Below are 21913 nucleotides of genomic sequence, written 5' to 3'. Positions count from 1 at the left end.
ACGTGGATGCCCGGCACAAGGCCGGGCATGACGAACTTCAACGTTCAGTTTCGTTCGATAAACTCAGGCGAACGACGCCATCTTCGGCAGATGGATCGGACGGCCGAGCGCCTGCTCCACCAGATCGAAGGTGTCGACGAGAACCCGGAGGTTGAACAGCCGGCCGGCCCTGAATTGCGCGAAATGCGCGATCCGCAGGCTGATCGGCTTGAGCGAATCCAGCGCCGTCAGCGAATAGCGCAGCATCGAGGAGGCCGATTCTTCCCCGAGCATGATCGTCTCGCGATCGAAGCGGTGGACCCGGACGTTTTCCGCGATCTGCCTGATGACTTCCATCACGGCTTCCCTGCCGCGGCGCGCGCCGAGAAAGGGAAACATGTCGATCGGGCCATAGATCGCCCAGTCGACATCTTCGTCGATCAAGGCCTCGAGGTCTTCGTACCGGCGTTCATTGATCGCGCGATGCAACGCACGCGAAAAACGCCAGAGGCTGTGCTCTGTCATTTTCTGTATCGTCCTGATCTGAATCGACAAAATCAGCAAACGGCCACAATGAGCGTCATTCGCGACGCTTGGCCTGGATGCTGCACTTCAGTGTTGGTATTAAAAATACCAGATTTTGACTAGAACTCAACGGATATTTTTGCATTGCACAAATGCGGCGGGTTCTGCCCGTTTACCTTTCGCGCCGCCGCGCAGGCTCCCGCTCGATGGCGATTTCGGCGTCGCGAATCGCGATCACCCCGAACAGCAGGGCGCCGCCGATCCCGCCGATCGCCGCACCCAGCGGCATGAAGGTGAAGAACACCAGCATGCCGCTATAGCCTTCAAAACTGGTGGTCTTGAAGATTTCGACCCAGGCGAGTCCGGCGCCGATCCCGAGCGCTGCGCCGCCCAAAGCTCCCAACAGCAGACCGAGCAGGACGAGCAACGCAATTTTCATGGATGTGGTTTCTTTGTGTGGCCGCAAAACCTCGTGCTTGGTCGCGGCAGGGCGCCGCGAGGTTCAATGCGTATTGCCTCTCGACGACGTCATTCCGGGACGCGCGAAGCGCGAACCCGGAATCTCGAGATTCCGGGTCTGGTCCTTTGGACCATCCCGGAATGACGGGTGCGTTCAGTTTTTCTTGGGCTTGGTTTCAGCCAGCACGGCGGCGACGTCGCGTTCCAGCACCTGTTGGACCAGGTCGAAGGAATCGATCACCTCGCGGATCTGCGCGATCACGCCGTCGCGAAAGGTGTAGAACACCGCGATGTCGAACTGCACGATGCGGTCGCTGCCGCTCTTGCGGAAGAACGCGCGGATCAGCACCGCGACCTTGTCGTCTTCGGCGACGATGTAAGGCAGTTCGTAGCGCATGCTGGAATAGCGGGCGTGGACGGTCTGCCACATCTTCCTGATTTCGGCCTTGCCGCGGCGGTGGCCAAGATGCGGCAGGATATCGATCGGCGCGGCCGCGATGTAATCGATGTCGTCGCTCAGGCGGGCCAGCGCGCCCTCGATGTCGCCCGAGTAGAAGGAGTCGAGCAGATTCAGCACGCGCTGCCGGTTGAGATGCTCGACCATTCTTCTCCGCCGGTGCTTCGCCTGAATTGCATTCGTAAAATCCATTGTGAATGGAATTACACTGTTATCAATCGGCAAAAAGTTTCGGGTGTTTGACGCGCCTGGATCGGAAAAAGTTCATGCAACCGATAGGTGCATTTGTTATGAAATGCCCGTCGCGGCCGCGCCTTCAGGCGAGGGCGGCGCCGCCGCGCCCGGCAGGCGCGGATGATTCCGAACAACATGCTCCGGACCAGGCCCGGGGAATGGAAACGCGGTCTTCGAACAAGGATCATGCCCCGGGCAAGGGGGCATGATCCAAAAAAAGCGAAGCGTTCGACCGGGCGGCGCCGGATCCGGGCGTCAGCTCTTGCGGCTGTTGGGGCTCTGGCCGGCCGGCGTCTTGCCGGACGAGAACGGCGAGGGCGTCGCACCGCCCTTCTTGAGGTTCTTGTCGGCCTTCGGTTTCTTCTTTTCCTTATTGCTGCGCATCTGACCCTTGGCCATGACGTTTCTCCCTGCGCCGGGTTGAAAGGCTGTGGCGCCAGCGAAGCAATAGCAAATCCAGGGGCGTTTGTATGCAGACGGCGGGTCCAATGACGAGAGTGTCGCGCTGATGTAGCGGCGCTTGGCAGCTTCGAAGCCCGGATGGAGCCGACGGGTCGGCGCGTCCGCGCCGAGCGGGTGGCGCAATCCGGGAACGGTTGTGGCGGAGGCCCCGGATTTCGCAAGGGCTCCATCCGGCTACGGGTTTTCGGATTCGAATATCAAACAGCGCATGCGCAGACACAGCTTCGCGATCTCGCGGCTCGATACGCCCGAGGTTTGCCAGGAATTTCCTCGGCCCTCCTTTTCAGAGGGCGCAGGGAAAGCCGGGTGCGCGCTGCACCCGCGGTCTCGTGCAATGAATGCACGAGAAAACGCACACGAGCATACAGGTTCAGCGGAGACACTCCGGCCTTCCCTGCGCAATGGTTTTACGGCTTACTCCGCGCTCTTGTGTCCGCAAACCGCCCATCGCTGGATCTGGGCCCGTTCGTGCTCAAAGGCCCTTGGGAGCCTGCCGGGCAAATCACCGGCAGTCGCCGCGCCGTCATTGCGAGCGCAGCGAAGCAATCCATCTCGACGCCCGAAGAAAAGAGTGGATTGCTTCGCTGCGCTCGCAATGACGGTAGTGGGCGTTAGCGCGCGGTCTTTCCTGTCTCCGCCTCCGGAACGACCTTGCGCGTCACGAGGTCGACGACGAACCGCGCCTGCTTCTCGTAACCGTCGGGGACATAGGCTTCACCGCGCGCCAGTTTGCCGAACACTTCCTTCGTCCCGATGGGTTTCCCGCGAAGCAAAGGCATCAAATGATGTCTTTGGAAATCATCCACCCCACCAGACATATGATGAAGCCGCCGACGGCGCCGAGGAAGGCGCCGGCGATACGATGCTTCTTCCACAGCAGTGCGCCCGGAATTCCGAGCAGGAGGCCCGGGCCCCCAAAGACCAGCGCGATGAACATCTGGCTGATGGGGTCGTTCAGAATGCCGATATCGGACAATGGCGCCTACCGCTTCTTCCACCCGCCCCGATGCCCGGGCGCGCCCCCGCTGGAGCGCGGGGAGGGGCCGAATTCGGGGCCGGATTGCCGCGAGTCGGTTGGCTGGAAGATTTTGCTGCCGCTGCCCGCGCCGGTGTCGTCGAGCGAGGGTTTGCGCGGGAGGGCGCGGGTGGGGCGATAAGGCAGGGATTCGGGGCCGTGCATTTCGTCGAGATGGGGTTTGTGGACTTTTGAGAGGCCGCGACTCGTGGAGGGATGCCCCTCACCCCGACCCTCTAAGAGCGAGCTTCGCTCGTCTCGACCCCGTGAAGAACGGGGCGAGGGAGAAGAGGCGCTCCCGCGTCCCGCCGCGCCGCGCTTCTTCATCGCCCCGGCCGGCAGGTTCGCTGCGTCGCCGTATTTCTTCGCGCCGGCGTAGGCGCCGGCCCTGGTCTGCACCGTGCGCTGCTTGGCGGTGGGGTCGTCGACCACGGCGAGTTCTGTCGCGCGCAGGCGTTTGACTTCGTCGCGCAGCCTTGCGGCTTCCTCGAAATTGAGGTCGGCGGCGGCTTCGCGCATCCGGGTTTCGAGGTCGGCGAGCACCGTCTCGAAATTATGCCCGATCGAGATGACGTCATCAGCCATGCCGCCGTCGCCGATCTCCACCAGCACATGGTCGCGCTCATAGACGCTGTTCATGATGTCGCCGATGGATTTCTTGATGCTCTCCGGCGTGATGCCGTGGGCGGTGTTGTATTCGACCTGCTTCTCGCGGCGGCGGTCGGTCTCGGCGATGGCGCGCTGCATCGAGCCGGTGATCTGGTCGGCATAGAGGATCACCTTGCCGTCGACGTTGCGCGCGGCGCGGCCGATGGTCTGGATCAGCGAGGTCTCGCTGCGCAGAAAACCTTCCTTGTCGGCGTCGAGGATCGCAACCAGCGCGCATTCGGGAATGTCGAGGCCTTCGCGCAGCAGGTTGATGCCGACCAGCGCGTCGAACGCGCCGAGCCTGAGGTCGCGGATGATCTCGATGCGCTCGATGGTGTCGATGTCCGAGTGCATGTAGCGCACGCGGATGCCCTGCTCGTGCAGATATTCGGTGAGGTCTTCCGCCATCCGTTTTGTCAATACGGTGACGAGCGAGCGATAGCCGGCCTGCGCGGTGGCGCGGACCTCGCCGACGAGATCGTCGACCTGGGTGCGGGCCGGGCGGATGTCCACGGGCGGATCGATCAGCCCGGTGGGGCGGATCACCTGCTCGACGAACACGCCGCCGGACTCGTTGAGCTCCCAGCCGCCCGGCGTCGCCGACACCGCGACCGATTGCGGGCGCATCATGTCCCATTCCTCGAAGCGCAAGGGCCGGTTGTCCATGCAGGAGGGCAGGCGGAAACCGTATTCGGCCAAGGTCGCCTTGCGGCGGAAGTCGCCTTTGAACATGCCGCCGATCTGCGGCACCGTGACGTGGCTTTCGTCGGCGAACACCAATGCGTTGTCGGGGACATATTCGAACAGCGTCGGCGGCGGCTCGCCGGGGCGGCGTCCGGTGAGGTAGCGCGAATAGTTTTCGATACCGGCGCAGCTTCCGGTGGCTTCCATCATCTCGAGATCGAAGGTGGTGCGCTGCTCCAGCCGCTGCGCTTCCAGGAGGCGGCCCTGGTCGTGCAACTGGTCCAGCCGCCACTTCAATTCCGACTTGATCGACTTGATCGCCTGCACCAGGGTCGGCCGCGGCGTCACATAGTGCGAATTGGCGTAGATCTTGATGAATTCGAGATCGTCCTGCCGGTGGCCGGTGAGCGGGTCGAACTCCTCGATATTCTCGACGGTGTCGCCGAACAGGTTCACGCGCCAGGCGCGGTCTTCATAATGCGCCGGAAAGATGTCGATGACGTCGCCGCGCACCCGGAAGGTGCCGCGGGTGAAATCGGCCTGGGTGCGTTTGTATTGCAGCGCGACGAGGTCGGCGATCAACTGCCGCTGGTCGATGCGCTCGCCCTTCTTCAGCGCGAATGTCATCGCGGTGTAGGTCTCGACCGAACCGATACCGTAGATGCACGACACCGAAGCGACGATGATGACGTCGTCGCGCTCCAAGAGCGCCCGCGTCGCCGAGTGGCGCATGCGGTCGATCTGCTCGTTGATCGAAGAGTCCTTCTCGATATAAGTGTCGGTCCGCGGCACATAGGCCTCGGGCTGGTAGTAGTCGTAATAGGAAACGAAATACTCGACCGCATTGTCGGGGAAGAAGCTCTTGAACTCGCCATAGAGCTGCGCGGCCAGCGTCTTGTTCGGCGCCAGGATGATGGCGGGGCGCTGCGTGGCCTCGATCACCTTGGCCATGGTGTAGGTCTTGCCGCTTCCGGTGACGCCGAGCAAGACTTGCGTGCGGTCGTTGCGCGCGATGCCCTCGACCAGTTCCCTGATCGCGGTCGGCTGGTCGCCCTTCGGCTCGTATTCGGACTTGATGACGAAGCGCACGCCGCCTTCGGACTTTTCCGGTCGCGGCGGGCGATGCGGGGTCCAGACCTTGACCTGGCCGTCGTCGCCCTTGAATTCGGGCCGGCCCTCGCGGATCAGCGCTTCCAGCGCATCCGCGGTGGCGGCGACGCCGAGCGCCTCCATCTTGTTGCGCGGCGGCCGCGCCATCGCGGCGAGGTCTTCCTCCTCGGTGGTGAAGCCGAGTTGTCTTGCCAGTTCCGGATCGAGCGTGGGGATGGTGGCGGAGGTGCCGTAATTGGCTTGCGGGGATTCGTCGAGGCCTTGCCGTGCGGAGAGACCCCCACCCTGACCCTCCCCCGCAAGCGGGAGAGGGGACGCAGGTTGCGAATCCGCAGCGAATTTTTTTCGGCCGTCGCCCGGCGCTAGCGGCCTTGAGCCCTCCCCCGCTTGCGGGGGAGGGTTGGGTGGGGGCAAGCCACGCGACACGGCGCTAGAGAGAGCCGCATCGCGCTTGGCCACATCGTCGCCGGTGCCGCGCGTCGAGGCCCGCGCGCGATGCAGCGCGGCCTCGCCGCCGGAGCGGCGGTCTTTCGAATTGTCCGGTGGCGGCTGCAGTCCGGTGCCCGAGCCGAGACCGGCATCGCCGCGATTGATCGCGGGATTGAGCAGTTCCGCCAGCGCGGGGCCAATCGGCTGCACGTCGGGGCGGTGCGCTTTCGATTTCGGGGTTTTGCCGGGCTTTTTGGGATTGTCTGGGTTCTTCGCCATGGCGGGAATATGGGATGAGTCCGGCGGACATAAAAGGGCAAAAAGCCGAAGGCCGATCATGGTGGCGGGAGTTGGCGGTATATGCTTTTCGGGCCGAGGAAGGTAAGGGTGGAATAGGGCAATCTCTCACAACGTCATTGCGAGCAACGCGAAGCAATCCATAGTGAAGCAAACTGGATTGCTTCGTCGCAAGCGCTCCTCGCAATGACGAACAAGGGACCGATGACGGTCCCTTGTTCGTAGTCGCAATCCACCTACAATGCCTCACCGCATATTGCCCGCCACACCGCACATCACCCGAAGGAGACCACGTGGCTGCTGAAATCAATCCGCTTGCCGGCAAAACCGTCGAGCCATCGATGCTTGCGAATGTGCCGCGGCTGGTGACCGCCTATTTCGCAGGCAGGCCCGACCCGTCGGTGCCGGCACAGCGGGTGGCGTTCGGCACCTCGGGGCATCGCGGTTCCGCGCTCAATCATGCCTTCAACGAGGCGCATATCCTCGCCGTCAGCCAGGCGCTTTGCGACCATCGCAAGCGCAGCGGCATCGATGGGCCGATGTTCGTCGGCATCGATACCCATGCGCTGGCGGAACCGGCGCTGGCGAGCGCGCTCGAGGTGTTTGCGGCCAACGGCATCGAGGTCATGCTCGACGAGCACGACGGCTATACGCCGACGCCGGTGATCTCGCGCGCGATCCTCACCTACAACAAGGGCCGCGACAACGGTCTTGCCGACGGCGTCGTGATGACGCCGTCGCATAATCCGCCCGAGGATGGCGGTTTTAAATACAATCCGCCCAACGGCGGGCCGGCGGACACCGACATCACCTCAGGCATCGAGCGCGCCGCCAACGGCTTTCTCGAGGACGGGCTGAAGAGCGTCAAGCGCATCCCCTACGACCGCGCGCGCAAATCGTCCTGCGTTCACCGCCATGACTATATCGGGCCCTATGTCGCCGACCTTGCCAATGTCCTCGATATGGAGGCGATCCGCGCCTCCGGCGTCAGGATCGGGATTGATCCCCTGGGGGGAGCCGGCGTGCGCTACTGGCAGCCGATCATCGAGCGTTACGCCATCGCGGCCACCATCGTCAGCGATGCGGTGGATCCGACCTTTCGCTTCATGACGGTGGACTGGGACGGCAAGATCCGGATGGACTGCTCGTCGCCCTATGCGATGGCGCGGCTGATCGGGATGCGCGACAGGTTCGACGTCGCCTTTGCCAACGACACCGACGCCGACCGGCACGGCATTGTCACCGGCTCGAACGGGCTGATGAACCCGAACCATTACCTCGCCGCCGCCATCGCCTATCTGTTCGAGAACCGCCCGCAATGGCGCAAGGACAGCGCGGTGGGCAAGACCATCGTCTCCAGCGCGATCATCGACCGCGTCGCGAACAAGCTCGGCCGCCGGCTGGTCGAAACCCCGGTCGGCTTCAAATGGTTCGTCGACGGCCTCAGTGACGGCTCGTTCGGATTCGCCGGCGAGGAAAGCGCCGGCGCCTCGTTCCTGCGAAAGGACGGATCGGTATGGACCACCGACAAGGACGGCATGATCCTGGGACTGCTGGCCGCCGAAATGACCGCGCGGACCAAATCCGATCCGAGCCAGTTGTTCGACAAATTGACGAGCGAACTGGGCGTGCCGTTCTACGGGCGGATCGACGCGCCGGCCACTTCGGCGCAGAAGAATCTGCTGAAGGCGCTGTCGCCCGCAAAGCTCGCGATGGCGGAACTGGCCGGGGATCCGGTTCGATCGGCGCTCACGGCGGCGCCCGGCAACGGTCAACCGTTCGGCGGCATCAAGGTCACCACCGACAGCGGATGGTTTGCCGCGCGGCCGTCGGGCACCGAAGACGTCTACAAGATCTATGCGGAGAGCTTTCGCAGCGAGGCGCACCTGCGGCAGATCCAGGACGACGCCCAGCGCGCCATCGCACGCGCATTTGGGGCGAGCGGCTGAGCGAGAGCTTGCGCGGAAGGCTAGACCGCGCGGGAGGCAGGCGAGGGTTTGACGATATCGAGATGGATGCCGCCGCATCGCGTGCATCGCAGGGTCCAGTATTCGGACCCCGCCCGCCCGCCGATCACGCGCAGAACCGCCAGCGGGGCATCGCACTGCGGACAGTCGGACAGCACCGTCGCGGAAGCCGATGGGGCCCGTTCGGACTCGGATTCAAGCATGGAATACTCGTCTTGGGGAGGGACTAGCAGTCTGCTGAAGAACCCCCTCGCCACGGAGGGTGCTTGATGATTCACTTTATCATCTCGAATCGGCGGAGGCGATCATGCGCGGCAGGTTTACGGATCAGGGCGGCCTGTTTTCGTACATTGCGCCGGACAGGCGTGTGCCAGCGAACCACCCGCTGCGGAAGGTCCGGGAACTTGTCCGGGATGTTTTGAGTGATTTGAACCGCAGCCTTGGGAGGTTGTACGCCAGCGAGGGACGTCCTTCGATCCCTCCAGAGCAATTGCTGAGCGCCTTGCTGCTGCAGGTGTTCTACGGCATCCGCTCGGAACGCCAGTTGATGGAGCAACTGGACTACAATCTTTTGTATCGCTGGTTCGTGGGGCTGTCGCCGGACGATCCGGTCTGGGACCCGACCACTTTCACCAAGAACCGGGAGCGGCTGCAGAACGGGGATGTGTTCACGAAGTTCATGACCAGGCTTCTGAACCATTCTCAGGTCAAATCGCTATTGTCGGATGAGCATTTTTCGGTGGACGGAACGCTGATCGAAGCCTGGGCGTCGCAGAAGAGTTTTCGCCCCAAGGACGGCAGCGGCGACGATGATGATGGCGCCAACTTCCACGGCCAGAAGCGCAAGAACGACACCCATGCGAGCACCAGCGACCCGGACAGCAGGCTTTATCGCAAGGCGGCCGGCCGGGAGGCCAAGCTTTGCTATATGGGCCACGCCACCATGGAGAACCGGCATGGGCTGGCGGTGGCCGGCAGGGTCACGCATGCCAATGGCACCGCCGAACGCCGGGCTTCGGAGACCATGCTGAAGGCGAGACGCAAAGCCGCAGGCCGCCGCATCACGGTCGGTGAGGACAAGGCGTACGATACGGCCGATCACGTCGCCAATCTTCGCGCCATCGGCGTGACGCCGCATGTGACACAGAACCAGGCCGTCACCAAAACCGGCAAGAACCGCAACAGCGCCATCGACGAACGAACCACGCGGCATTCGGGGTACGGCATGTCGCAATCGCGCCGGGCGATGGTCGAGTGCATTTTCGGATGGGGCAAGCAGCATGGCACCATGCGCAAGACCAAACATCGTGGCATCGGCCGCGTCGCCGCCGACTTCCTGCTCAATCTGATCGCCTATAACCTGATCCGCATTCCCAAACTGCTTGCCGCTTAGCCACCCGGCGTCAGGGTACACCCAACACCAGACTAGAAAATTACATCCAACTCCACCGCGCCGCCCCAACAACGACCGGCGACAATACGAAAACTCTCCATTTCAAGGTTTTTCAGCAGACTGCTAGAGCCGTTTCCGTTCCGATTGAATCGGAACGGGGCTCTATCTTTTTTGTTTTGACGCGTTTTCTTCACGCGAACCGGTATCCACTTCGCTTGAAACGCTCTAGCAGTCTGCTGAAGAACCCCCTCGCCACGGAGGGTGCTTGATGATTCACTTTATCATCTCGAATCGGCGGAGGCGATCATGCGCGGCAGGTTTACGGATCAGGGCGACCTGTTTTCGTACATTGCGCCGGACAGGCGTGTGCCAGCGAACCACCCGCTGCGGAAGGTCCGGGAACTTGTCCGGGATGTTTTGAGTGATTTGAACCGCAGCCTTGGGAGGTTGTACGCCAGCGAGGGACGTCCTTCGATCCCTCCAGAGCAATTGCTGAGCGCCTTGCTGCTGCAGGTGTTCTACGGCATCCGCTCGGAACGCCAGTTGATGGAGCAACTGGACTACAATCTTTTGTATCGCTGGTTCGTGGGGCTGTCGCCGGACGATCCGGTCTGGGACCCGACCACTTTCACCAAGAACCGGGAGCGGCTGCAGAACGGGGATGTGTTCACGAAGTTCATGACCAGGCTTCTGAACCATTCTCAGGTCAAATCGCTATTGTCGGATGAGCATTTTTCGGTGGACGGAACGCTGATCGAAGCCTGGGCGTCGCAGAAGAGTTTTCGCCCCAAGGACGGCAGCGGCGACGATGATGATGGCGCCAACTTCCACGGCCAGAAGCGCAAGAACGACACCCATGCGAGCACCAGCGACCCGGACAGCAGGCTTTATCGCAAGGCGGCCGGCCGGGAGGCCAAGCTTTGCTATATGGGCCACGCCACCATGGAGAACCGGCATGGGCTGGCGGTGGCCGGCAGGGTCACGCATGCCAATGGCACCGCCGAACGCCGGGCTTCGGAGACCATGCTGAAGGCGAGACGCAAAGCCGCAGGCCGCCGCATCACGGTCGGTGAGGACAAGGCGTACGATACGGCCGATCACGTCGCCAATCTTCGCGCCATCGGCGTGACGCCGCATGTGACACAGAACCAGGCCGTCACCAAAACCGGCAAGAACCGCAACAGCGCCATCGACGAACGAACCACGCGGCATTCGGGGTACGGCATGTCGCAATCGCGCCGGGCGATGGTCGAGTGCATTTTCGGATGGGGCAAGCAGCATGGCACCATGCGCAAGACCAAACATCGTGGCATCGGCCGCGTCGCCGCCGACTTCCTGCTCAATCTGATCGCCTATAACCTGATCCGCATTCCCAAACTGCTTGCCGCTTAGCCACCCGGCGTCAGGGTACACCCAACACCAGACTAGAAAATTACATCCAACTCCACCGCGCCGCCCCAACAACGACCGGCGACAATACGAAAACTCTCCATTTCAAGGTTTTTCAGCAGACTGCTAGGCGGCCGACCGTTCGGTCTGCGGCGTCTGCCCGGCCGCCGCGTATCGCTTGAGGTTGAGGCGGTCGATCTGATTCTTGGCGTCCGCGACGGCGGCATCCGGATCGGGCCAGGCGAAGCCGATTTCAAGGGCCGAAAACGAGACGCCGCCGATCGACACAGGCTTCAGATCCGCCCGCCTGAGCCTGGCGTGCCAGAGGCCCTTGCCGGCTTCGAAGGATTCGATCGCAAAGCCCTCGTAGGTCATTCCGCGGCTCCAGATATTCCTGGAGCCAAGGAAGCACGAGCCGATGAGACCGAACGTGATCCGGTTCACATTTCGGCTATTTTTTTCGACCCTTGTCCCGGAGCGCCGGTCCCGCGGCTGATCGCATGATCCAGCGCCGGAACGCGGCGAAATCGCGCTGCTCGGTCTGGAAGCTGCGATAGACCAGATACCATTGCATGCCCTTCGGCACCGTCAGCGCAAACGGCGCGACCAGCCGTCCCGCGGCGATGTCGTCGTCGATGTAGGGCCGGATGCCCATGGCGATGCCGAGCCCGTCGACGGCAGCCTGCAGGGCCTGGCCGTAAAACTGAAATTCAAGCCCACGCACCGTAACCCGGGCGACGCCGGCGGCCTTCAGCCATGAGGGCCAGTCATTGGGCGAATGCGCGACGCGCAGCAGGCTCGGTCCCTTGAGATCGGTGGGACGTTTCAACTGCGCTGCGAGCTTCGGCGCGCATACCGGCACCAGGTTGGCCGCGAACAGCGGCTCGGCGACCAGGCCGGGCCATTTGCCGTCGCCGAGCTTGATGCCGCAGCTCCAGTCGTTGCCGAACGGCGCCGCGGCACCGCCGGTGGTGATGCGCACGTCGATGTCGGGCGCGTGTTTACGAAAATCCGCCAGCCGCGGGATCAGCCATCGCATCGCGAAGGTCGGGCCGACGCCGATGGTCAGCACCCGGACGCTCGACGGCGCCGTCACCTGCGCGGTCAGGCTCGCCAGCGCGTCGAAGATCGGCGTCAGCCCGCTCTGATAGGCGCGCCCGGCCGGCGTCATCGCCAGCCGGTTGGCCTTGCGCTCGAACAGCAAGACGCCGAGACGGTCTTCCAACAGATGTACCATCCGGCTGACCGCCGCCGCCGACACGTTGAGCTCGGCGCCGGCGCCCGCGAAGCTGCCGGTGCGCGCGGCGGCCTCGAACGCCTTGATGCCGTTGAGAAAGAGCAGCCGCCGCATTTCGCCCCGAGAACTTGCCACCCCAAGAATTTGCCACCCTCAGCAAAACTGATGCCAGGCCAAGGTAACTCAGTTTGCACCGCCGGTATAGGCGAGGCACAAATAACCGCCGGAGATTCGAGATGAGCCCGCTTCTGATTGCCGCCCTCGGCTTGCTGATGGTCGCGACAGCGTTCCTGTCCGGCCTGTTCGGCATGGCCGGCGGCCTGATCCTGATCGGCGTGCTCCTGACCATCCTGCCGCTGCCGTCGGCGATGGTGCTGCATGCGATCACGCAGATGGCGTCCAACGGCTGGCGCGCCTTTCTGTGGCGCAGCCACATAAGGTGGCGGCCGGTCGCGATCTACCTGATCGGATGCGCGCTGGCGCTCGGCGCATGGTCGATCACCCGCTACGTGCCGGACAAGCCGATCGCGCTGCTGCTGCTGGGAGTGACCCCGTTCATGGCGCGGCTGACGCCGCGGAACCTCAAGCCCAACCCCGACAGCATCTGGCAGGGCAGCTTTTATGGCTTCATCTGCATGGGTCTGATGCTGATGACCGGCGTCTCCGGGCCCTTGATGGACACCTTCTTTCTCGGCGGCAATTTCGGCCGCCGCGAGGTGGTCGCGACCAAGGCTGCCTGTCAGGTAGCCAGTCATTTCGTCAAGCTGGTCTATTTCGGCGGCATCATCGATCAGGCCGCCACGCTCGATCCGGTGCTGGCGATTGTCGCCGTCGCGGCGTCGATGACCGGCACCACGCTGGCGCGGCGTTTCCTCGAGGCCATGACCGACCTCCAGTTCCGCACCTGGGCGGGATGGCTGATCACGACGGTGGCCTGCTATTACATCATTTACGGAAGCTGGCTCTTGCTGGCGCGCAGCAATGCGTTCGCCTTTTGACGAAAGGAGAAACCGGATGGCCGACGCCACAGACCCGCTGGTGCTCGATCTCGTCGAATGGATCGCCCGCGAACCGAGAACCTATTCCGAGGCGATCGAGGCGTGGCGAACCTCATGCCCGCGGCTGACGATCTGGGAAGATGCGGTCGACCGCGGCTATGCCACGCGCGAGGCGATCGTGGGCGCCGGCGTCAAAGTGATGCTCACCGAGGCCGTGAAAAATTCCTGCGGGATAACGGCCGCGTCGGCTGACCACGGCCGCACCGACTGACTTCTGCTAACATCATCAAATAGTGCCGGCGGCAGCCGCCTCATCACAATCCCGCGCGCGGCGCCAATGCCATTGACTCGCCGCCGCCTTCCGGCAACATTCATGCAAACGCATCCAAATTGGATGACAGGTCAGCTCCAGCAGGACAGCAACGCCCATGATCGATCTTTATTACTGGACCACGCCGAACGGCCACAAGATCACGATGTTCCTCGAAGAGACCGGGCTGAAGTACAAGGTCTTCCCGATCAACATCGGCAAGGGCGACCAGTTCAAGCCGGAGTTCCTGGCGATCGCGCCGAACAACCGCATCCCGGCGATGGTCGATCACGAGCCGAAAGGCGGGGCTAAGCCGATCTCGATCTTCGAGTCCGGCGCGATGCTGCTCTATCTCGCCGAGAAGACCGGAAAGTTCCTGCCCGCCGACATCTACGGCCGCTACGACGCGATCCAATGGACGTTCTGGCAGATGGGCGGGCTCGGGCCGATGGCCGGACAGAACCACCACTTCTCGAATTACGCCCAGGAAAAGATCAAATATGCCATCGACCGCTATGTGAACGAGACCAACCGGCTCTACGGGGTGCTCAACAAGCGGCTCGCCGATCGCGAGTTCATCGCCGGCGACTATTCGATCGCGGACATGGCGAGCTATCCCTGGATCGTGCCGTACAAGAACCAGAGCCAGAACATCGACGACTTCCCGCATCTCAAGCGCTGGCTCGAGACCATCCGCGAGCGGCCGGCGACGGTGCGCGCTTACGCCATGGCCAAGGAGGTCAATCCGAATTTCGGCCAGCCGGCGATCCGCACCGAGGAAGAGCGCAAGCTGCTGTTCGGGCAGACCGCGGCGGTGGTGAGGTAGCGCGCAGAAGATTTACTTCGTTATGGCCGGGCTAAAGCGCGAAGCGCGTCTTCGCGCTAGATGTCCCGGCCATCCACGTCTTGACGCTTGGTAAGGAAGAAAGACGTGGATGCCCGCGACAAGCGCGGGCATGACGGTTGATAGATGAACCATCATTGCGAGCCAACGGATCGCGCGAATGCGCCGCCCGATGACGGGCTCCGGCGGATGGTGCTCAATCCATCATCCGTCATTGCGAGCGAAGCGAAGCAATCCATAAGCCAAAAAGTGGATTGCTTCGTCGCTTACGCTCCTCGCAATGACGGTCCCGATTTGGCGAGGGCTAGCCTATCCGGCATAATCGTCACTCGCCGCTGTAGACCGGCCGCCGATGCGCGATCCATGCGGCGAGGCCTTCGCCGAGATCATGGCTGGGCACCATTGCGGCGAATTGCTCGCTCTCGATCTGCAGCCCCTCGGCGATGCCCATGTTCAGACCGCGGGTCACGGCGGTGATGATGCCGCCGATCGCCAGCGGCGAATGGCGGGTGACCCGCGTCGCCAACCCGCGCGCGGCTGACAACAGTTCGCTATGCGGCACCACCATGTTGACCAGCCCGACCTCCAATGCGCGCGACGGCGGGAACGGGTCGCCCGTGAGCAGCAGTTCGAGCGCGCGCTTTCGCCCGGCGAGCCGCGGCAGCCGCTGGGTGCCGCCGAAGGTCGGCGGCATGCCCAGATTGATTTCAGGCTTGGCGAACAGCGCCTTGTCGCTGGCCACGGCCAGATGCACGGCCTCGGTGATCTCGCAACCGCCGCCGAACGCAATGCCGTTGATCGCGGCGATCACGGGCTTCCGGAAAGCCTCGAGCCGCGCGGTCATGGCCTGTCCGCGCCGCACGAAGTCGCGGATCGCCAGATTGGTCCCGCGGCGCACGCTTGCGGAAAATTCATGGATGTCGGCGCCGGCGGAAAAGGCGCGGTCGCCCGCGCCGGTCAGGATGACGGCGCGAATGCCGGGGTCGACCTCGATGCTGTCCAGCAGCGCCATCAGGCGGTCGATCAGTTGGTAATTCAGCGCGTTGAGTTTTTCCGGCCGGTTCAGCGTGACCAGGGCGATCCCGCCGGTGACGTCGAGCAGCACAACTTCGGACATGTTCGATCTCCCAAAATCCTGCGGGCACCCTATGGGGCGCAGGCCGTTGTGTATATTCACTGGTTAGTATACATACGCGACATGGCGCGGCCCGTTACCGATACCCGTGAACGCATTATCGCAGCGGCGAGCAAGCTGTTCTACGATGACGGCATCAGGGGCGTGAGCGTCGACGCGGTGGCGGCGAAAGCCGGGCTCACCAAGCGCACCCTCTACTATCATTTCAAAAGCAAGGACGATCTGGTGGCGGCCTATCTCGCCGCCCGCGATCAGCCCAATCTTGCCTTGTTCAAGCGCTGGTTCGCCGAGACCGAGGGCGGGTTGCCGGACAAGGTGGAGGGTATCTTCCGCAATCTCGCCCGTTCGGCGCGGCATCCCAAATGGAAGGGCTGCGGCTTCCTGCGCACCTCGGCCGAACTCGCCAACATGCCCGGGCATCCGGCGATCCGGATCGGCGCCGCCCACAAGAAGAAGTTCGAGCACTGGCTGCGCGCTGCGTTCGAGGCCGAGGGAATTGCGCAGGCCGGACAGCTTGCCCGCCAGATCCTGCTGCTGCTGGATGGCTCGTTCGCCGTCGTGCTGCTGCACCGCGACCCGTCCTATATGGAGACGGCCGGCGAGGCGGCAGCTTCGTTGACGAAGGCCGCACTGCCGGCTCGGCGGAAGCGCGCCGCCGCCGGCCGATGACGATCGCCGCGAGGAGCGGTTGACGACGTGACGGTCAGCCCTTGGGAAAACCCACGGTCTGCGACAGCAGCACCTGCTGGTCGTGGCCCAGTCCCAGCGCGTTGGCGATCGCGTCGCGATCGATCCAGGCGCGGATCACGGTCGAGAGCCCGTTGCCGGCGGCGAACAGGTAGACGTTCTGCGAGATCGCGCCGGCTGCGGCGGAGGCGAAACTCTCGCGGCTTGCGACCGGCACCAGCCGCATGCGGCTGTGGTCCGCGACATAGACGAGGTCGAGCGGCGCCTCATCGACGAAATCCTGATAGCCGGTTACCCGCCGCAGGTCGGCACCCGCGACCAACTGCAACGCGTTGGCGTCGGCGTCGTACAGATATGCGCCGGAGGGCAGCGCCACGTAGATGTCGATCTCCTGCGCGTGCATCGCCGAGGGCGCGGTGCGTCCGCCGTCCGGGCGGTTCACGCCGTTCGCGGCCCATAGCAGGCTGGAGAGCAGCGGTAGCGGCAATTCCGTGCGCGCGAACTCGCGCTCCGAGCGTCGCTTCGAAATAGCCTCCATCAGCGGCATGCCGCCGGCCTTGTCGGGGGCGGGCAGCGCGATCTTCGGCGTCGCATCGCCTTGCGCCGGCTTGGGACGCAATCGCCCCATCGCACCGAGCGCCAGCTTGGTCAGGGTACTCATCGCGCCGGTCTCCTGTCGTTGAATTGCCGTCTTGCAGCGTTCCGGTCTTCCGCTGGTCAAGCCGTCCGTGCGGAAATCTGCGGCGGGGCACCGGAACCGAGATTTGAATCGATCAGCGTGGCCGTGCCCTGGTTGACCATGGCCACGGCGCTCTCGGCGTCGCCCGCCCTGGCCTCGAACAGCGCGCACCCTTCCAGCCGGCCGTCGATCAGCAATTTCTGGGCGGCCCTGAATCGGGCGAGCGCCGCCTTCGCCGAGTCAAACGTCTTGAAATCGAAATCTTCATTGGACCGTTTGATACGGACCACGAACATGCTGACCTCCGCAGTCAATGGACGTCGCAACAACTGTAGCGCCAAAAACGGCGGGCGCGTCTTGCTCTAGATCAAGAAAACGGCCGATCCTGCCGCGAGCGAAAAGCCTCAGCCCGCGCAAGCCTTGCCGGTCACGCGCTCGTTCTTGACCACGGTCGCGACCATCTTGCCTGCGACACCTTCAAAATCCGCCGGTTTCAAATAGCGCTTTGGTCGCCGAACGTGGCGGTAACCGTTGGCTGCAACGGGCCAACACTGACCGGGCCCGAGAAATGCATCGGAAAGCCGCGCGAGGCCCAGGACACGCCGACGAAGGCGGTGACGAAGGCCATGCACACATAAAGAATGAAGCGGGTCATCGAGAATGCTCGCGGAGATTGCCGCCGCAAAATATACCTTGGCGGGTTAACGCATCCGTCGACGCCTTGTCGTCGTGCGGGGGAAGGTGATCGAAGCGCAAATCGCAACCGCGGCTTTCTCGTCGAATTTGATCCGGACGGGAATCCGGTGCTGTTCGCGCGACCCGGTGGCTCCTCGCAACGACGGTGATGCCTAGGATTGCGGGCTTGCGGCCGCCTGCGCCGCCGCCTTCCGCAGACAATCCCGGCACAGGCAATCGCCGCCATCGACCGGCATTGGCAGGCGAACGGTTTCCTCGGCGCACCAGCACGGCCCCGCCAAGGTGCAGGTGAATTCGGTTCCGCAGCCGGAGCAGGCGAGGCGGCGCGGGGCCGGAGTTTCTGACCGATTTGTCATGAATCGGACCGCTGCGTGTCTCCGGATGGAATGGTTTCGCTCACCTTCTTCAAAAACGTCTCAGCGAGCACAGACGGTTCGCGATGGTCTGCGACCTCAAACCGAATGTCGATACCATTTCCCAGGATCGATGCCCCATTTTCATAGATCCAAAGAGAAAGGTTTCTCGACGTTAGTTTAGCTTCGACGATGACCTCGTTGGGTCCCTTCGAGATCGAAACGGAGACGTCGCCCACCGCCGCAGGCGATATCAACTCAATGACATCCTTAGTCAGGTTCAATTGAAAATTATTCATTTCCGTAGCTTTAGCTAGTCTAGTGGAATCCAAATGCTTCGAGCAGGGGGGCACTACCCCTTCGTAATCCTGTCGATCTCCGCGAGATCCTCCGCGCTCAGCGTCCAGCCGATCGCCTTGACGTTCTGCTCGACCTGCTCGACGCGGGTGGCGCCGGCGATCACGCTCGACACCTGCGGCCGCGACGCCAGCCAGGAGAACGCCAGCTCGAGCATGCTGTGGCCGCGCGCTTGCGCGAACGCCTGCAGCTTCTCGACGATGTCCTCGTTGCGCGGCGTGACATAGCGGTCGCGCAGCGCGGGCGCCTTGGCAAAGCGCGTGTCGGCGGGTGCCGTGGCGCCGCGCTGGTATTTGCCGGTCAACAGGCCGCTGGCCAGCGGGAAGAACGGCAGCAGCCCAAGTTTGTATTCCTGCGCCGCCGGCAGCAGATCCTTTTCGATATCGCGCACCACCAGGCTGAATTCGTCCTGGCACGATACAAACCGGTTGACGTTCATCTGCCGCGCGGTGAGCTCGGCCTCGGCGATGCGCCAGGCCGGAAAATTCGAATTGCCGATGTAGCGCACCTTGCCCTGCCGGATCAGGTCGTCCAGCGCCCGCAAGCTTTCCTCGATCGGCGTCAGCGGATCGTAATCGTGCTGCTGGTAGAGATCGATGTAGTCGGTCTTCAGCCGCTTCAGGCTGGCCTCGACCGCCGACATGATGTAGCGCCGCGACGCGCCCTGCCTGGTGCCGTCGGTCGCCATCGGCTTGGAGTATTTGGTCGCCAGCACGATGTCCTTGCGGCGGTCGCCGAGCACTTCGCCCAGCACGGTCTCTGAACCGCCCATTCCCGCGTAGATGTCGGCGGTGTCGAACAAGGTGATGCCGAGGTCGATCGCCCTGTGGATCACCTTGCGCGAGGTCTCGAGGTCGGTGCGCTGGCCGAAATTGTTGCAGCCGAGGCCGACGGCGGAAACGCGCAGGCCGGAGCCGCCGAGATTGCGAATTTGCATGGATCGATCCTGTGCGGATTGGGGGCGCGAGACGGGACGATATTGTGGCCCGGCCGCGCTGCAGCCGCAAGGCGCGGCCGTGCCGCGCGGGTCAGGCCTGCGCGGGTAGCGGCCGCAACCGTCCGGAGGCCGGAGCCGGCGCGGCCGGCGCATTTCGCAGCGCCGCTGCGGTCATGCGGCGCACCGATTGTTCGGCATCGCGCGCGATCGCCTTGCGATCCGCGCTCATGTCGTAGGCGACCGCCTCGCCCCAGCTCACGGTGACGTCGACGGCGCCCGACGCCAGCACGCGCGCCAGATGCGGGATCAGGTCGGCGTCGCCGTACCACGCCACCCGCTCGCGCAAGGCCCGGCCCAACGGCACGCCGCTGAGGCTGACATAGGCCAGCGACATCGGCTGCACGGTGACGTGGGTGTGGTGCGCCGAGCTGCCGAGCGCGTGATGCACCGCTCCGACCAGCGAGGAGCGGAACGGCAGCACGCGGATGCCGTCGCTCGAAGTGCCCTCGGCAAACAGCACCACCGCGTCGCCGCCGAGCAGCCGGCCGGCGATCTCGCGTGTCGCCGCACCGGTCTGATGCCGTGCCTGCCGGTTGATGAAGATGGTTCGCTGCAATTTCGCCAGCCAGCCCAGCAGCGGCCAGCCCGCGACCTCGCTCTTGGCGACGAACACCACCGGCCCGAGCGCCGATATGACGCAGATGTCCAGCCACGACGCGTGGTTGGACAGGATCAGCGCCGGGCTATCGGCCGTTCGCAGGCCGACCTCGCGGATCCGCACCCCGATCAGCGCGCACAGCATGCGGTGATACAGGTGGGGAATGCTCCGCTGCAGCCGCAGGTCGAATGCGAGGCCGATCAGCTGGAACGGCAGCAGCACCAGCGTGAGGGCGACGAAGGCAAGGGCGATGGCTATGACGCGGATCATGCGGCGGTCGAACCTGGACGCTGGCGCGGCGATGGCGCCGCGAGGGTTATACGCTACGCGACAAACGGCACCGCAAAAAAATGCGGCCCCGGTCAGACGCGGCGACTGACGGGGACCGCTTGGGGCGCGTGATCTGTGACGGGGGACCTGATCAGACGCGAGCGCAACCTAACCTTGCTTTGTTACGCCGGCATGACAGGTGGACTTATCCACAGTCTTGGCCGGAAAGCCCGTCAAAACAGCTTGCGATAGACGACAAATCCGGAGCGCTCCGCCACCTTGTCGTAAAGCTGCATCGCGGTGAGGTTGGTTTCGTGCGTTTGCCAGTAGACCCGCGACAGTCCCGCCAGTTTCGCCTGCTCGTAGACGCCGTTGATGAGCGCTCGTCCCACGCCCTTGCCGCGCGCGGCCTCGCTGGTGAACAGATCCTGCAGATAGCAGCTCGGCTCGATGGCCGTGGTGCTGCGGTGGAAGAGATAGTGCGTGAGGCCGAGCAATTCTCCGCCGCTCTCCGCGACCAGCCCATGCACCGGCTCATAGGCATCGAAGAAGCGCGCCCACGTCATTCGCGTGATGTCGGGGGAAAGCGCGGTCGCACCCGAGCGCCCGTAAAACGCGTTGTATCCGTCCCACAAGGGCAGCCATCGGTCGTAGTCCTGCCGGGTGACGAAACGGATCGATAGGTCGCTGGACATTGGTGATCCTGCATGGATGGAGAAAGCGTCATCGGCGCGCGCGGCCGATGATGGCGTGCCCTTATTAGAGACACAGCCGGAGAGGATCAATCTCGGTTCGATGCTGGACCGGCCCGCTATTCGGCGGCGCGCAGGTGCCGGGCGAGGCTGCGTTCGCCGCCGCCGCGCAGCGACCGGTAGTAGTCGGCGCTGGCGGGGTCGTCGGTATAGCGCACCAGGTCGGTCACCGGCGTGTAGCTCAGCATGCGTCCGCCGTCGGGCAACGCCGTGCAGCTGAAGCGCAGCACCTGTCCATCCCTGAGGTTGATGTTGATCGGCGTCGAATCGCCCGACCGTATCATCTCGGTGCGCCGGGCGATGAAGGCGCTCAACTCGTCCTCCGGCAGCTCGAACGCGCCGGTATCGCGGCCGTGATACATCAGCGCGATGAAGGGCGGCCTGCTGTCGGCCTTCGCATCGGGAAGCGAGAAATAGCTGCGGAAGGCGCGGTTGATGAATTCGGCGCGGGTGTCGGAATCGAGCAGCACGATGCCGATGTCGACCTGGTCCAGCGCCGCCCGCAGCCGCTCCGCGGTGGCGTAATGCCGGTGCTGCCAGGCGAAGGCGTCCACCCATTTCTGGCGCAGCAACCCGGTGATGACGGCGGTGCCGGCCGCGGTCAGCGCCAGCAGCACCATGCGCACCAGGTCGGATATGTCGTAGCCCGGCGTCGCGCGATGGTTGAGGAAGAACAGCGCGGACGAAACCACCGCAATGGCGGCGCTGGTGAGCCCGGAGGCGATGCCGCTCAGCGAAGCCGCGAACGCCACGATGCAGACGAACAGCGGCGCGGGGTTGGGCACCGCAACGAGATTGCGATCGACCAGGAAGGCGAGCAGCGCCGTCGCTGTCGTCAGGGCCGGACCGGAGATTGCGCGCCAGTCGAACTGCATGCCGGGTCTCGTTGCGTGACGAGAGTAAGGGCTGCAGCATGACGCATCGTTGCAACAGCGGGAGGATTTCCTGCGCC

At 63.7% G+C, this 21913-nt stretch carries 26 protein-coding genes and 1 pseudogene; 7 read left to right on the top strand and 20 right to left on the bottom strand.

The features are described from left to right. Positions 1 to 63: 63 nt before the first annotated feature. From KMZ29_RS22260 to uvrB, 7 genes are all read right to left on the bottom strand, one after another. Entirely contained in the window at positions 64 to 504 is a 441-nt protein-coding gene (locus KMZ29_RS22260) for a nuclear transport factor 2 family protein (RefSeq protein WP_215621222.1), read from the bottom strand. 172 nt (positions 505 to 676) lie between these two features. After that, positions 677 to 943 (bottom strand): hypothetical protein, encoded by a 267-nt coding sequence (locus KMZ29_RS22255; RefSeq protein ID WP_215621221.1) that lies wholly within the window; start codon positions 941 to 943, stop codon positions 677 to 679. A 174-nt stretch (positions 944 to 1117) separates the two neighbouring features. Further along, positions 1118 to 1567: a nuclear transport factor 2 family protein gene (locus KMZ29_RS22250; RefSeq protein ID WP_215621220.1), complete on the bottom strand. Its 450-nt coding sequence runs from the start codon at positions 1565 to 1567 to the stop codon at positions 1118 to 1120. Between the two features lie 342 nt (positions 1568 to 1909). Beyond that, the gene (locus KMZ29_RS22245) at positions 1910 to 2053 is read right to left on the bottom strand and encodes a hypothetical protein (protein ID WP_215621219.1); all 144 of its coding nucleotides are present in this window, start codon (positions 2051 to 2053) and stop codon (positions 1910 to 1912) included. A gap of 674 nt (positions 2054 to 2727) precedes the next feature. Next, positions 2728 to 2895: a hypothetical protein gene (locus KMZ29_RS22240; protein WP_215621218.1), complete on the bottom strand. Its 168-nt coding sequence runs from the start codon at positions 2893 to 2895 to the stop codon at positions 2728 to 2730. Further along, positions 2895 to 3092, bottom strand: a complete 198-nt coding sequence (locus tag KMZ29_RS22235) for a hypothetical protein (RefSeq protein WP_215621217.1) — start codon at positions 3090 to 3092, stop codon at positions 2895 to 2897. The genes KMZ29_RS22240 and KMZ29_RS22235 overlap by 1 nt, the downstream gene beginning before the upstream one ends. 6 nt (positions 3093 to 3098) lie before the next feature. Further along, on the bottom strand, positions 3099 to 6281 hold the full coding sequence (uvrB, locus tag KMZ29_RS22230) for an excinuclease ABC subunit UvrB (protein WP_215621216.1): 3183 nt from the start codon (positions 6279 to 6281) through the stop codon (positions 3099 to 3101). Positions 6282 to 6592: 311 nt separating this feature from the next. Between uvrB and pgm the strand changes: the two genes are divergently transcribed. Continuing rightward, on the top strand, positions 6593 to 8248 hold the full coding sequence (gene pgm / locus KMZ29_RS22225) for a phosphoglucomutase (alpha-D-glucose-1,6-bisphosphate-dependent) (RefSeq protein WP_215621215.1): 1656 nt from the start codon (positions 6593 to 6595) through the stop codon (positions 8246 to 8248). A gap of 20 nt (positions 8249 to 8268) precedes the next feature. On the opposite strand, the gene KMZ29_RS22220 is transcribed toward pgm, so the two are convergent. Further along, positions 8269 to 8469, bottom strand: coding sequence for a hypothetical protein (locus KMZ29_RS22220; protein ID WP_215603381.1), 201 nt, complete (start codon positions 8467 to 8469; stop codon positions 8269 to 8271). Between the two features lie 104 nt (positions 8470 to 8573). Between KMZ29_RS22220 and KMZ29_RS22215 the strand changes: the two genes are divergently transcribed. Both KMZ29_RS22215 and KMZ29_RS22210 read left to right on the top strand, forming a co-directional pair. Continuing rightward, entirely contained in the window at positions 8574 to 9659 is a 1086-nt protein-coding gene (locus KMZ29_RS22215; protein WP_215621214.1) for an IS5 family transposase, read from the top strand. A gap of 306 nt (positions 9660 to 9965) precedes the next feature. After that, on the top strand, positions 9966 to 11051 hold the full coding sequence (locus KMZ29_RS22210; RefSeq protein ID WP_215621213.1) for an IS5 family transposase: 1086 nt from the start codon (positions 9966 to 9968) through the stop codon (positions 11049 to 11051). Positions 11052 to 11174: 123 nt separating this feature from the next. Here KMZ29_RS22210 and KMZ29_RS22205 read toward each other — a convergent pair whose 3' ends face one another. Both KMZ29_RS22205 and KMZ29_RS22200 read right to left on the bottom strand, forming a co-directional pair. Further along, positions 11175 to 11423: a hypothetical protein gene (locus tag KMZ29_RS22205; protein WP_215621212.1), complete on the bottom strand. Its 249-nt coding sequence runs from the start codon at positions 11421 to 11423 to the stop codon at positions 11175 to 11177. Between the two features lie 76 nt (positions 11424 to 11499). Beyond that, positions 11500 to 12399 (bottom strand): LysR substrate-binding domain-containing protein, encoded by a 900-nt coding sequence (locus KMZ29_RS22200; RefSeq protein WP_215621211.1) that lies wholly within the window; start codon positions 12397 to 12399, stop codon positions 11500 to 11502. Positions 12400 to 12521: 122 nt separating this feature from the next. On the opposite strand from KMZ29_RS22200, the gene KMZ29_RS22195 reads away from it, so the two are divergent. The 3 genes and pseudogenes from KMZ29_RS22195 (at position 12522) to KMZ29_RS22185 (ending at position 14419) form a co-directional block, all read left to right on the top strand. Continuing rightward, positions 12522 to 13283, top strand: a complete 762-nt coding sequence (locus KMZ29_RS22195) for a sulfite exporter TauE/SafE family protein (RefSeq protein WP_215621210.1) — start codon at positions 12522 to 12524, stop codon at positions 13281 to 13283. A gap of 16 nt (positions 13284 to 13299) precedes the next feature. Further along, a pseudogene (locus tag KMZ29_RS22190) lies at positions 13300 to 13535 on the top strand (hypothetical protein). Positions 13536 to 13711: 176 nt separating this feature from the next. Beyond that, complete coding sequence (locus KMZ29_RS22185) at positions 13712 to 14419, top strand: glutathione binding-like protein (protein ID WP_215621209.1); 708 nt, start codon at positions 13712 to 13714, stop codon at positions 14417 to 14419. Between the two features lie 343 nt (positions 14420 to 14762). On the opposite strand, the gene KMZ29_RS22180 is transcribed toward KMZ29_RS22185, so the two are convergent. Next, positions 14763 to 15554 carry a crotonase/enoyl-CoA hydratase family protein gene (locus KMZ29_RS22180; protein ID WP_215621208.1) on the bottom strand — a complete coding sequence of 264 codons (792 nt, stop codon included), beginning with the start codon at positions 15552 to 15554 and terminating at the stop codon, positions 14763 to 14765. 81 nt (positions 15555 to 15635) lie between these two features. On the opposite strand from KMZ29_RS22180, the gene KMZ29_RS22175 reads away from it, so the two are divergent. After that, the gene (locus KMZ29_RS22175; protein ID WP_215621207.1) at positions 15636 to 16241 is read left to right on the top strand and encodes a TetR/AcrR family transcriptional regulator; all 606 of its coding nucleotides are present in this window, start codon (positions 15636 to 15638) and stop codon (positions 16239 to 16241) included. A 34-nt stretch (positions 16242 to 16275) separates the two neighbouring features. Here the strand turns inward: KMZ29_RS22175 and KMZ29_RS22170 are convergent, their stop codons facing one another. The 9 genes from KMZ29_RS22170 to KMZ29_RS22135 all read right to left on the bottom strand — a co-directional run bounded on the left by KMZ29_RS22170 (position 16276) and on the right by KMZ29_RS22135 (position 21836). After that, positions 16276 to 16920 carry a SagB/ThcOx family dehydrogenase gene (locus KMZ29_RS22170; protein ID WP_215621206.1) on the bottom strand — a complete coding sequence of 215 codons (645 nt, stop codon included), beginning with the start codon at positions 16918 to 16920 and terminating at the stop codon, positions 16276 to 16278. Between the two features lie 56 nt (positions 16921 to 16976). Further along, positions 16977 to 17234 (bottom strand): hypothetical protein, encoded by a 258-nt coding sequence (locus KMZ29_RS22165; protein ID WP_215621205.1) that lies wholly within the window; start codon positions 17232 to 17234, stop codon positions 16977 to 16979. 197 nt (positions 17235 to 17431) lie between these two features. After that, complete coding sequence (locus KMZ29_RS22160) at positions 17432 to 17593, bottom strand: hypothetical protein (RefSeq protein ID WP_215621204.1); 162 nt, start codon at positions 17591 to 17593, stop codon at positions 17432 to 17434. A 193-nt stretch (positions 17594 to 17786) separates the two neighbouring features. Next, a complete protein-coding gene (locus tag KMZ29_RS26810; protein ID WP_249779761.1) occupies positions 17787 to 17990 on the bottom strand; it encodes a hypothetical protein in 204 nt (67 codons plus the stop codon). Continuing rightward, the gene (locus KMZ29_RS22155) at positions 17987 to 18286 is read right to left on the bottom strand and encodes a hypothetical protein (RefSeq protein WP_215621203.1); all 300 of its coding nucleotides are present in this window, start codon (positions 18284 to 18286) and stop codon (positions 17987 to 17989) included. The genes KMZ29_RS26810 and KMZ29_RS22155 overlap by 4 nt, the downstream gene beginning before the upstream one ends. Positions 18287 to 18339: 53 nt before the next feature. Further along, the gene (locus KMZ29_RS22150; protein WP_215621202.1) at positions 18340 to 19281 is read right to left on the bottom strand and encodes an aldo/keto reductase; all 942 of its coding nucleotides are present in this window, start codon (positions 19279 to 19281) and stop codon (positions 18340 to 18342) included. Between the two features lie 91 nt (positions 19282 to 19372). Continuing rightward, positions 19373 to 20209: a lyso-ornithine lipid O-acyltransferase gene (olsA, locus tag KMZ29_RS22145; RefSeq protein ID WP_215621201.1), complete on the bottom strand. Its 837-nt coding sequence runs from the start codon at positions 20207 to 20209 to the stop codon at positions 19373 to 19375. Positions 20210 to 20442: 233 nt separating this feature from the next. Next, positions 20443 to 20904: a GNAT family N-acetyltransferase gene (locus KMZ29_RS22140; RefSeq protein ID WP_215621200.1), complete on the bottom strand. Its 462-nt coding sequence runs from the start codon at positions 20902 to 20904 to the stop codon at positions 20443 to 20445. Between the two features lie 116 nt (positions 20905 to 21020). Next, the gene (locus KMZ29_RS22135) at positions 21021 to 21836 is read right to left on the bottom strand and encodes a PAS-domain containing protein (protein ID WP_215621199.1); all 816 of its coding nucleotides are present in this window, start codon (positions 21834 to 21836) and stop codon (positions 21021 to 21023) included. Positions 21837 to 21913: the final 77 nt, after the last annotated feature.

This window comes from Bradyrhizobium sediminis (genome assembly GCF_018736085.1).
GTDB classification, from domain to species: domain Bacteria; phylum Pseudomonadota; class Alphaproteobacteria; order Rhizobiales; family Xanthobacteraceae; genus Bradyrhizobium; species Bradyrhizobium sediminis.
The sequence above is the reverse complement of the archived record's forward strand: the minus strand, read 5'-3'. Positions and strand labels throughout refer to the sequence as shown.

Bases quoted from the DNA above. Each gene is read 5' to 3' on its own strand.
- KMZ29_RS22260 (WP_215621222.1), bottom strand. From the start codon at position 504: ATGACAGAGCACAGCCTCTGGCGTTTTTCGCGTGCGTTGCATCGCGCG.
- KMZ29_RS22255 (WP_215621221.1), bottom strand. From the start codon at position 943: ATGAAAATTGCGTTGCTCGTCCTGCTCGGTCTGCTGTTGGGAGCTTTG.
- KMZ29_RS22250 (WP_215621220.1), bottom strand. From the start codon at position 1,567: ATGGTCGAGCATCTCAACCGGCAGCGCGTGCTGAATCTGCTCGACTCC.
- KMZ29_RS22245 (WP_215621219.1), bottom strand. From the start codon at position 2,053: ATGGCCAAGGGTCAGATGCGCAGCAATAAGGAAAAGAAGAAACCGAAG.
- KMZ29_RS22240 (WP_215621218.1), bottom strand. From the start codon at position 2,895: ATGCCTTTGCTTCGCGGGAAACCCATCGGGACGAAGGAAGTGTTCGGC.
- uvrB (WP_215621216.1), bottom strand. From the start codon at position 6,281: ATGGCGAAGAACCCAGACAATCCCAAAAAGCCCGGCAAAACCCCGAAA.
- KMZ29_RS22220 (WP_215603381.1), bottom strand. From the start codon at position 8,469: ATGCTTGAATCCGAGTCCGAACGGGCCCCATCGGCTTCCGCGACGGTG.
- KMZ29_RS22215 (WP_215621214.1), top strand. From the start codon at position 8,574: ATGCGCGGCAGGTTTACGGATCAGGGCGGCCTGTTTTCGTACATTGCG.
- KMZ29_RS22210 (WP_215621213.1), top strand. From the start codon at position 9,966: ATGCGCGGCAGGTTTACGGATCAGGGCGACCTGTTTTCGTACATTGCG.
- KMZ29_RS22205 (WP_215621212.1), bottom strand. From the start codon at position 11,423: ATGACCTACGAGGGCTTTGCGATCGAATCCTTCGAAGCCGGCAAGGGC.
- KMZ29_RS22200 (WP_215621211.1), bottom strand. From the start codon at position 12,399: ATGCGGCGGCTGCTCTTTCTCAACGGCATCAAGGCGTTCGAGGCCGCC.
- KMZ29_RS22195 (WP_215621210.1), top strand. From the start codon at position 12,522: ATGAGCCCGCTTCTGATTGCCGCCCTCGGCTTGCTGATGGTCGCGACA.
- KMZ29_RS22185 (WP_215621209.1), top strand. From the start codon at position 13,712: ATGATCGATCTTTATTACTGGACCACGCCGAACGGCCACAAGATCACG.
- KMZ29_RS22180 (WP_215621208.1), bottom strand. From the start codon at position 15,554: ATGTCCGAAGTTGTGCTGCTCGACGTCACCGGCGGGATCGCCCTGGTC.
- KMZ29_RS22175 (WP_215621207.1), top strand. From the start codon at position 15,636: ATGGCGCGGCCCGTTACCGATACCCGTGAACGCATTATCGCAGCGGCG.
- KMZ29_RS22170 (WP_215621206.1), bottom strand. From the start codon at position 16,920: ATGAGTACCCTGACCAAGCTGGCGCTCGGTGCGATGGGGCGATTGCGT.
- KMZ29_RS22165 (WP_215621205.1), bottom strand. From the start codon at position 17,234: ATGTTCGTGGTCCGTATCAAACGGTCCAATGAAGATTTCGATTTCAAG.
- KMZ29_RS22160 (WP_215621204.1), bottom strand. From the start codon at position 17,593: ATGACCCGCTTCATTCTTTATGTGTGCATGGCCTTCGTCACCGCCTTC.
- KMZ29_RS26810 (WP_249779761.1), bottom strand. From the start codon at position 17,990: ATGACAAATCGGTCAGAAACTCCGGCCCCGCGCCGCCTCGCCTGCTCC.
- KMZ29_RS22155 (WP_215621203.1), bottom strand. From the start codon at position 18,286: ATGAATAATTTTCAATTGAACCTGACTAAGGATGTCATTGAGTTGATA.
- KMZ29_RS22150 (WP_215621202.1), bottom strand. From the start codon at position 19,281: ATGCAAATTCGCAATCTCGGCGGCTCCGGCCTGCGCGTTTCCGCCGTC.
- olsA (WP_215621201.1), bottom strand. From the start codon at position 20,209: ATGATCCGCGTCATAGCCATCGCCCTTGCCTTCGTCGCCCTCACGCTG.
- KMZ29_RS22140 (WP_215621200.1), bottom strand. From the start codon at position 20,904: ATGTCCAGCGACCTATCGATCCGTTTCGTCACCCGGCAGGACTACGAC.
- KMZ29_RS22135 (WP_215621199.1), bottom strand. From the start codon at position 21,836: ATGCAGTTCGACTGGCGCGCAATCTCCGGTCCGGCCCTGACGACAGCG.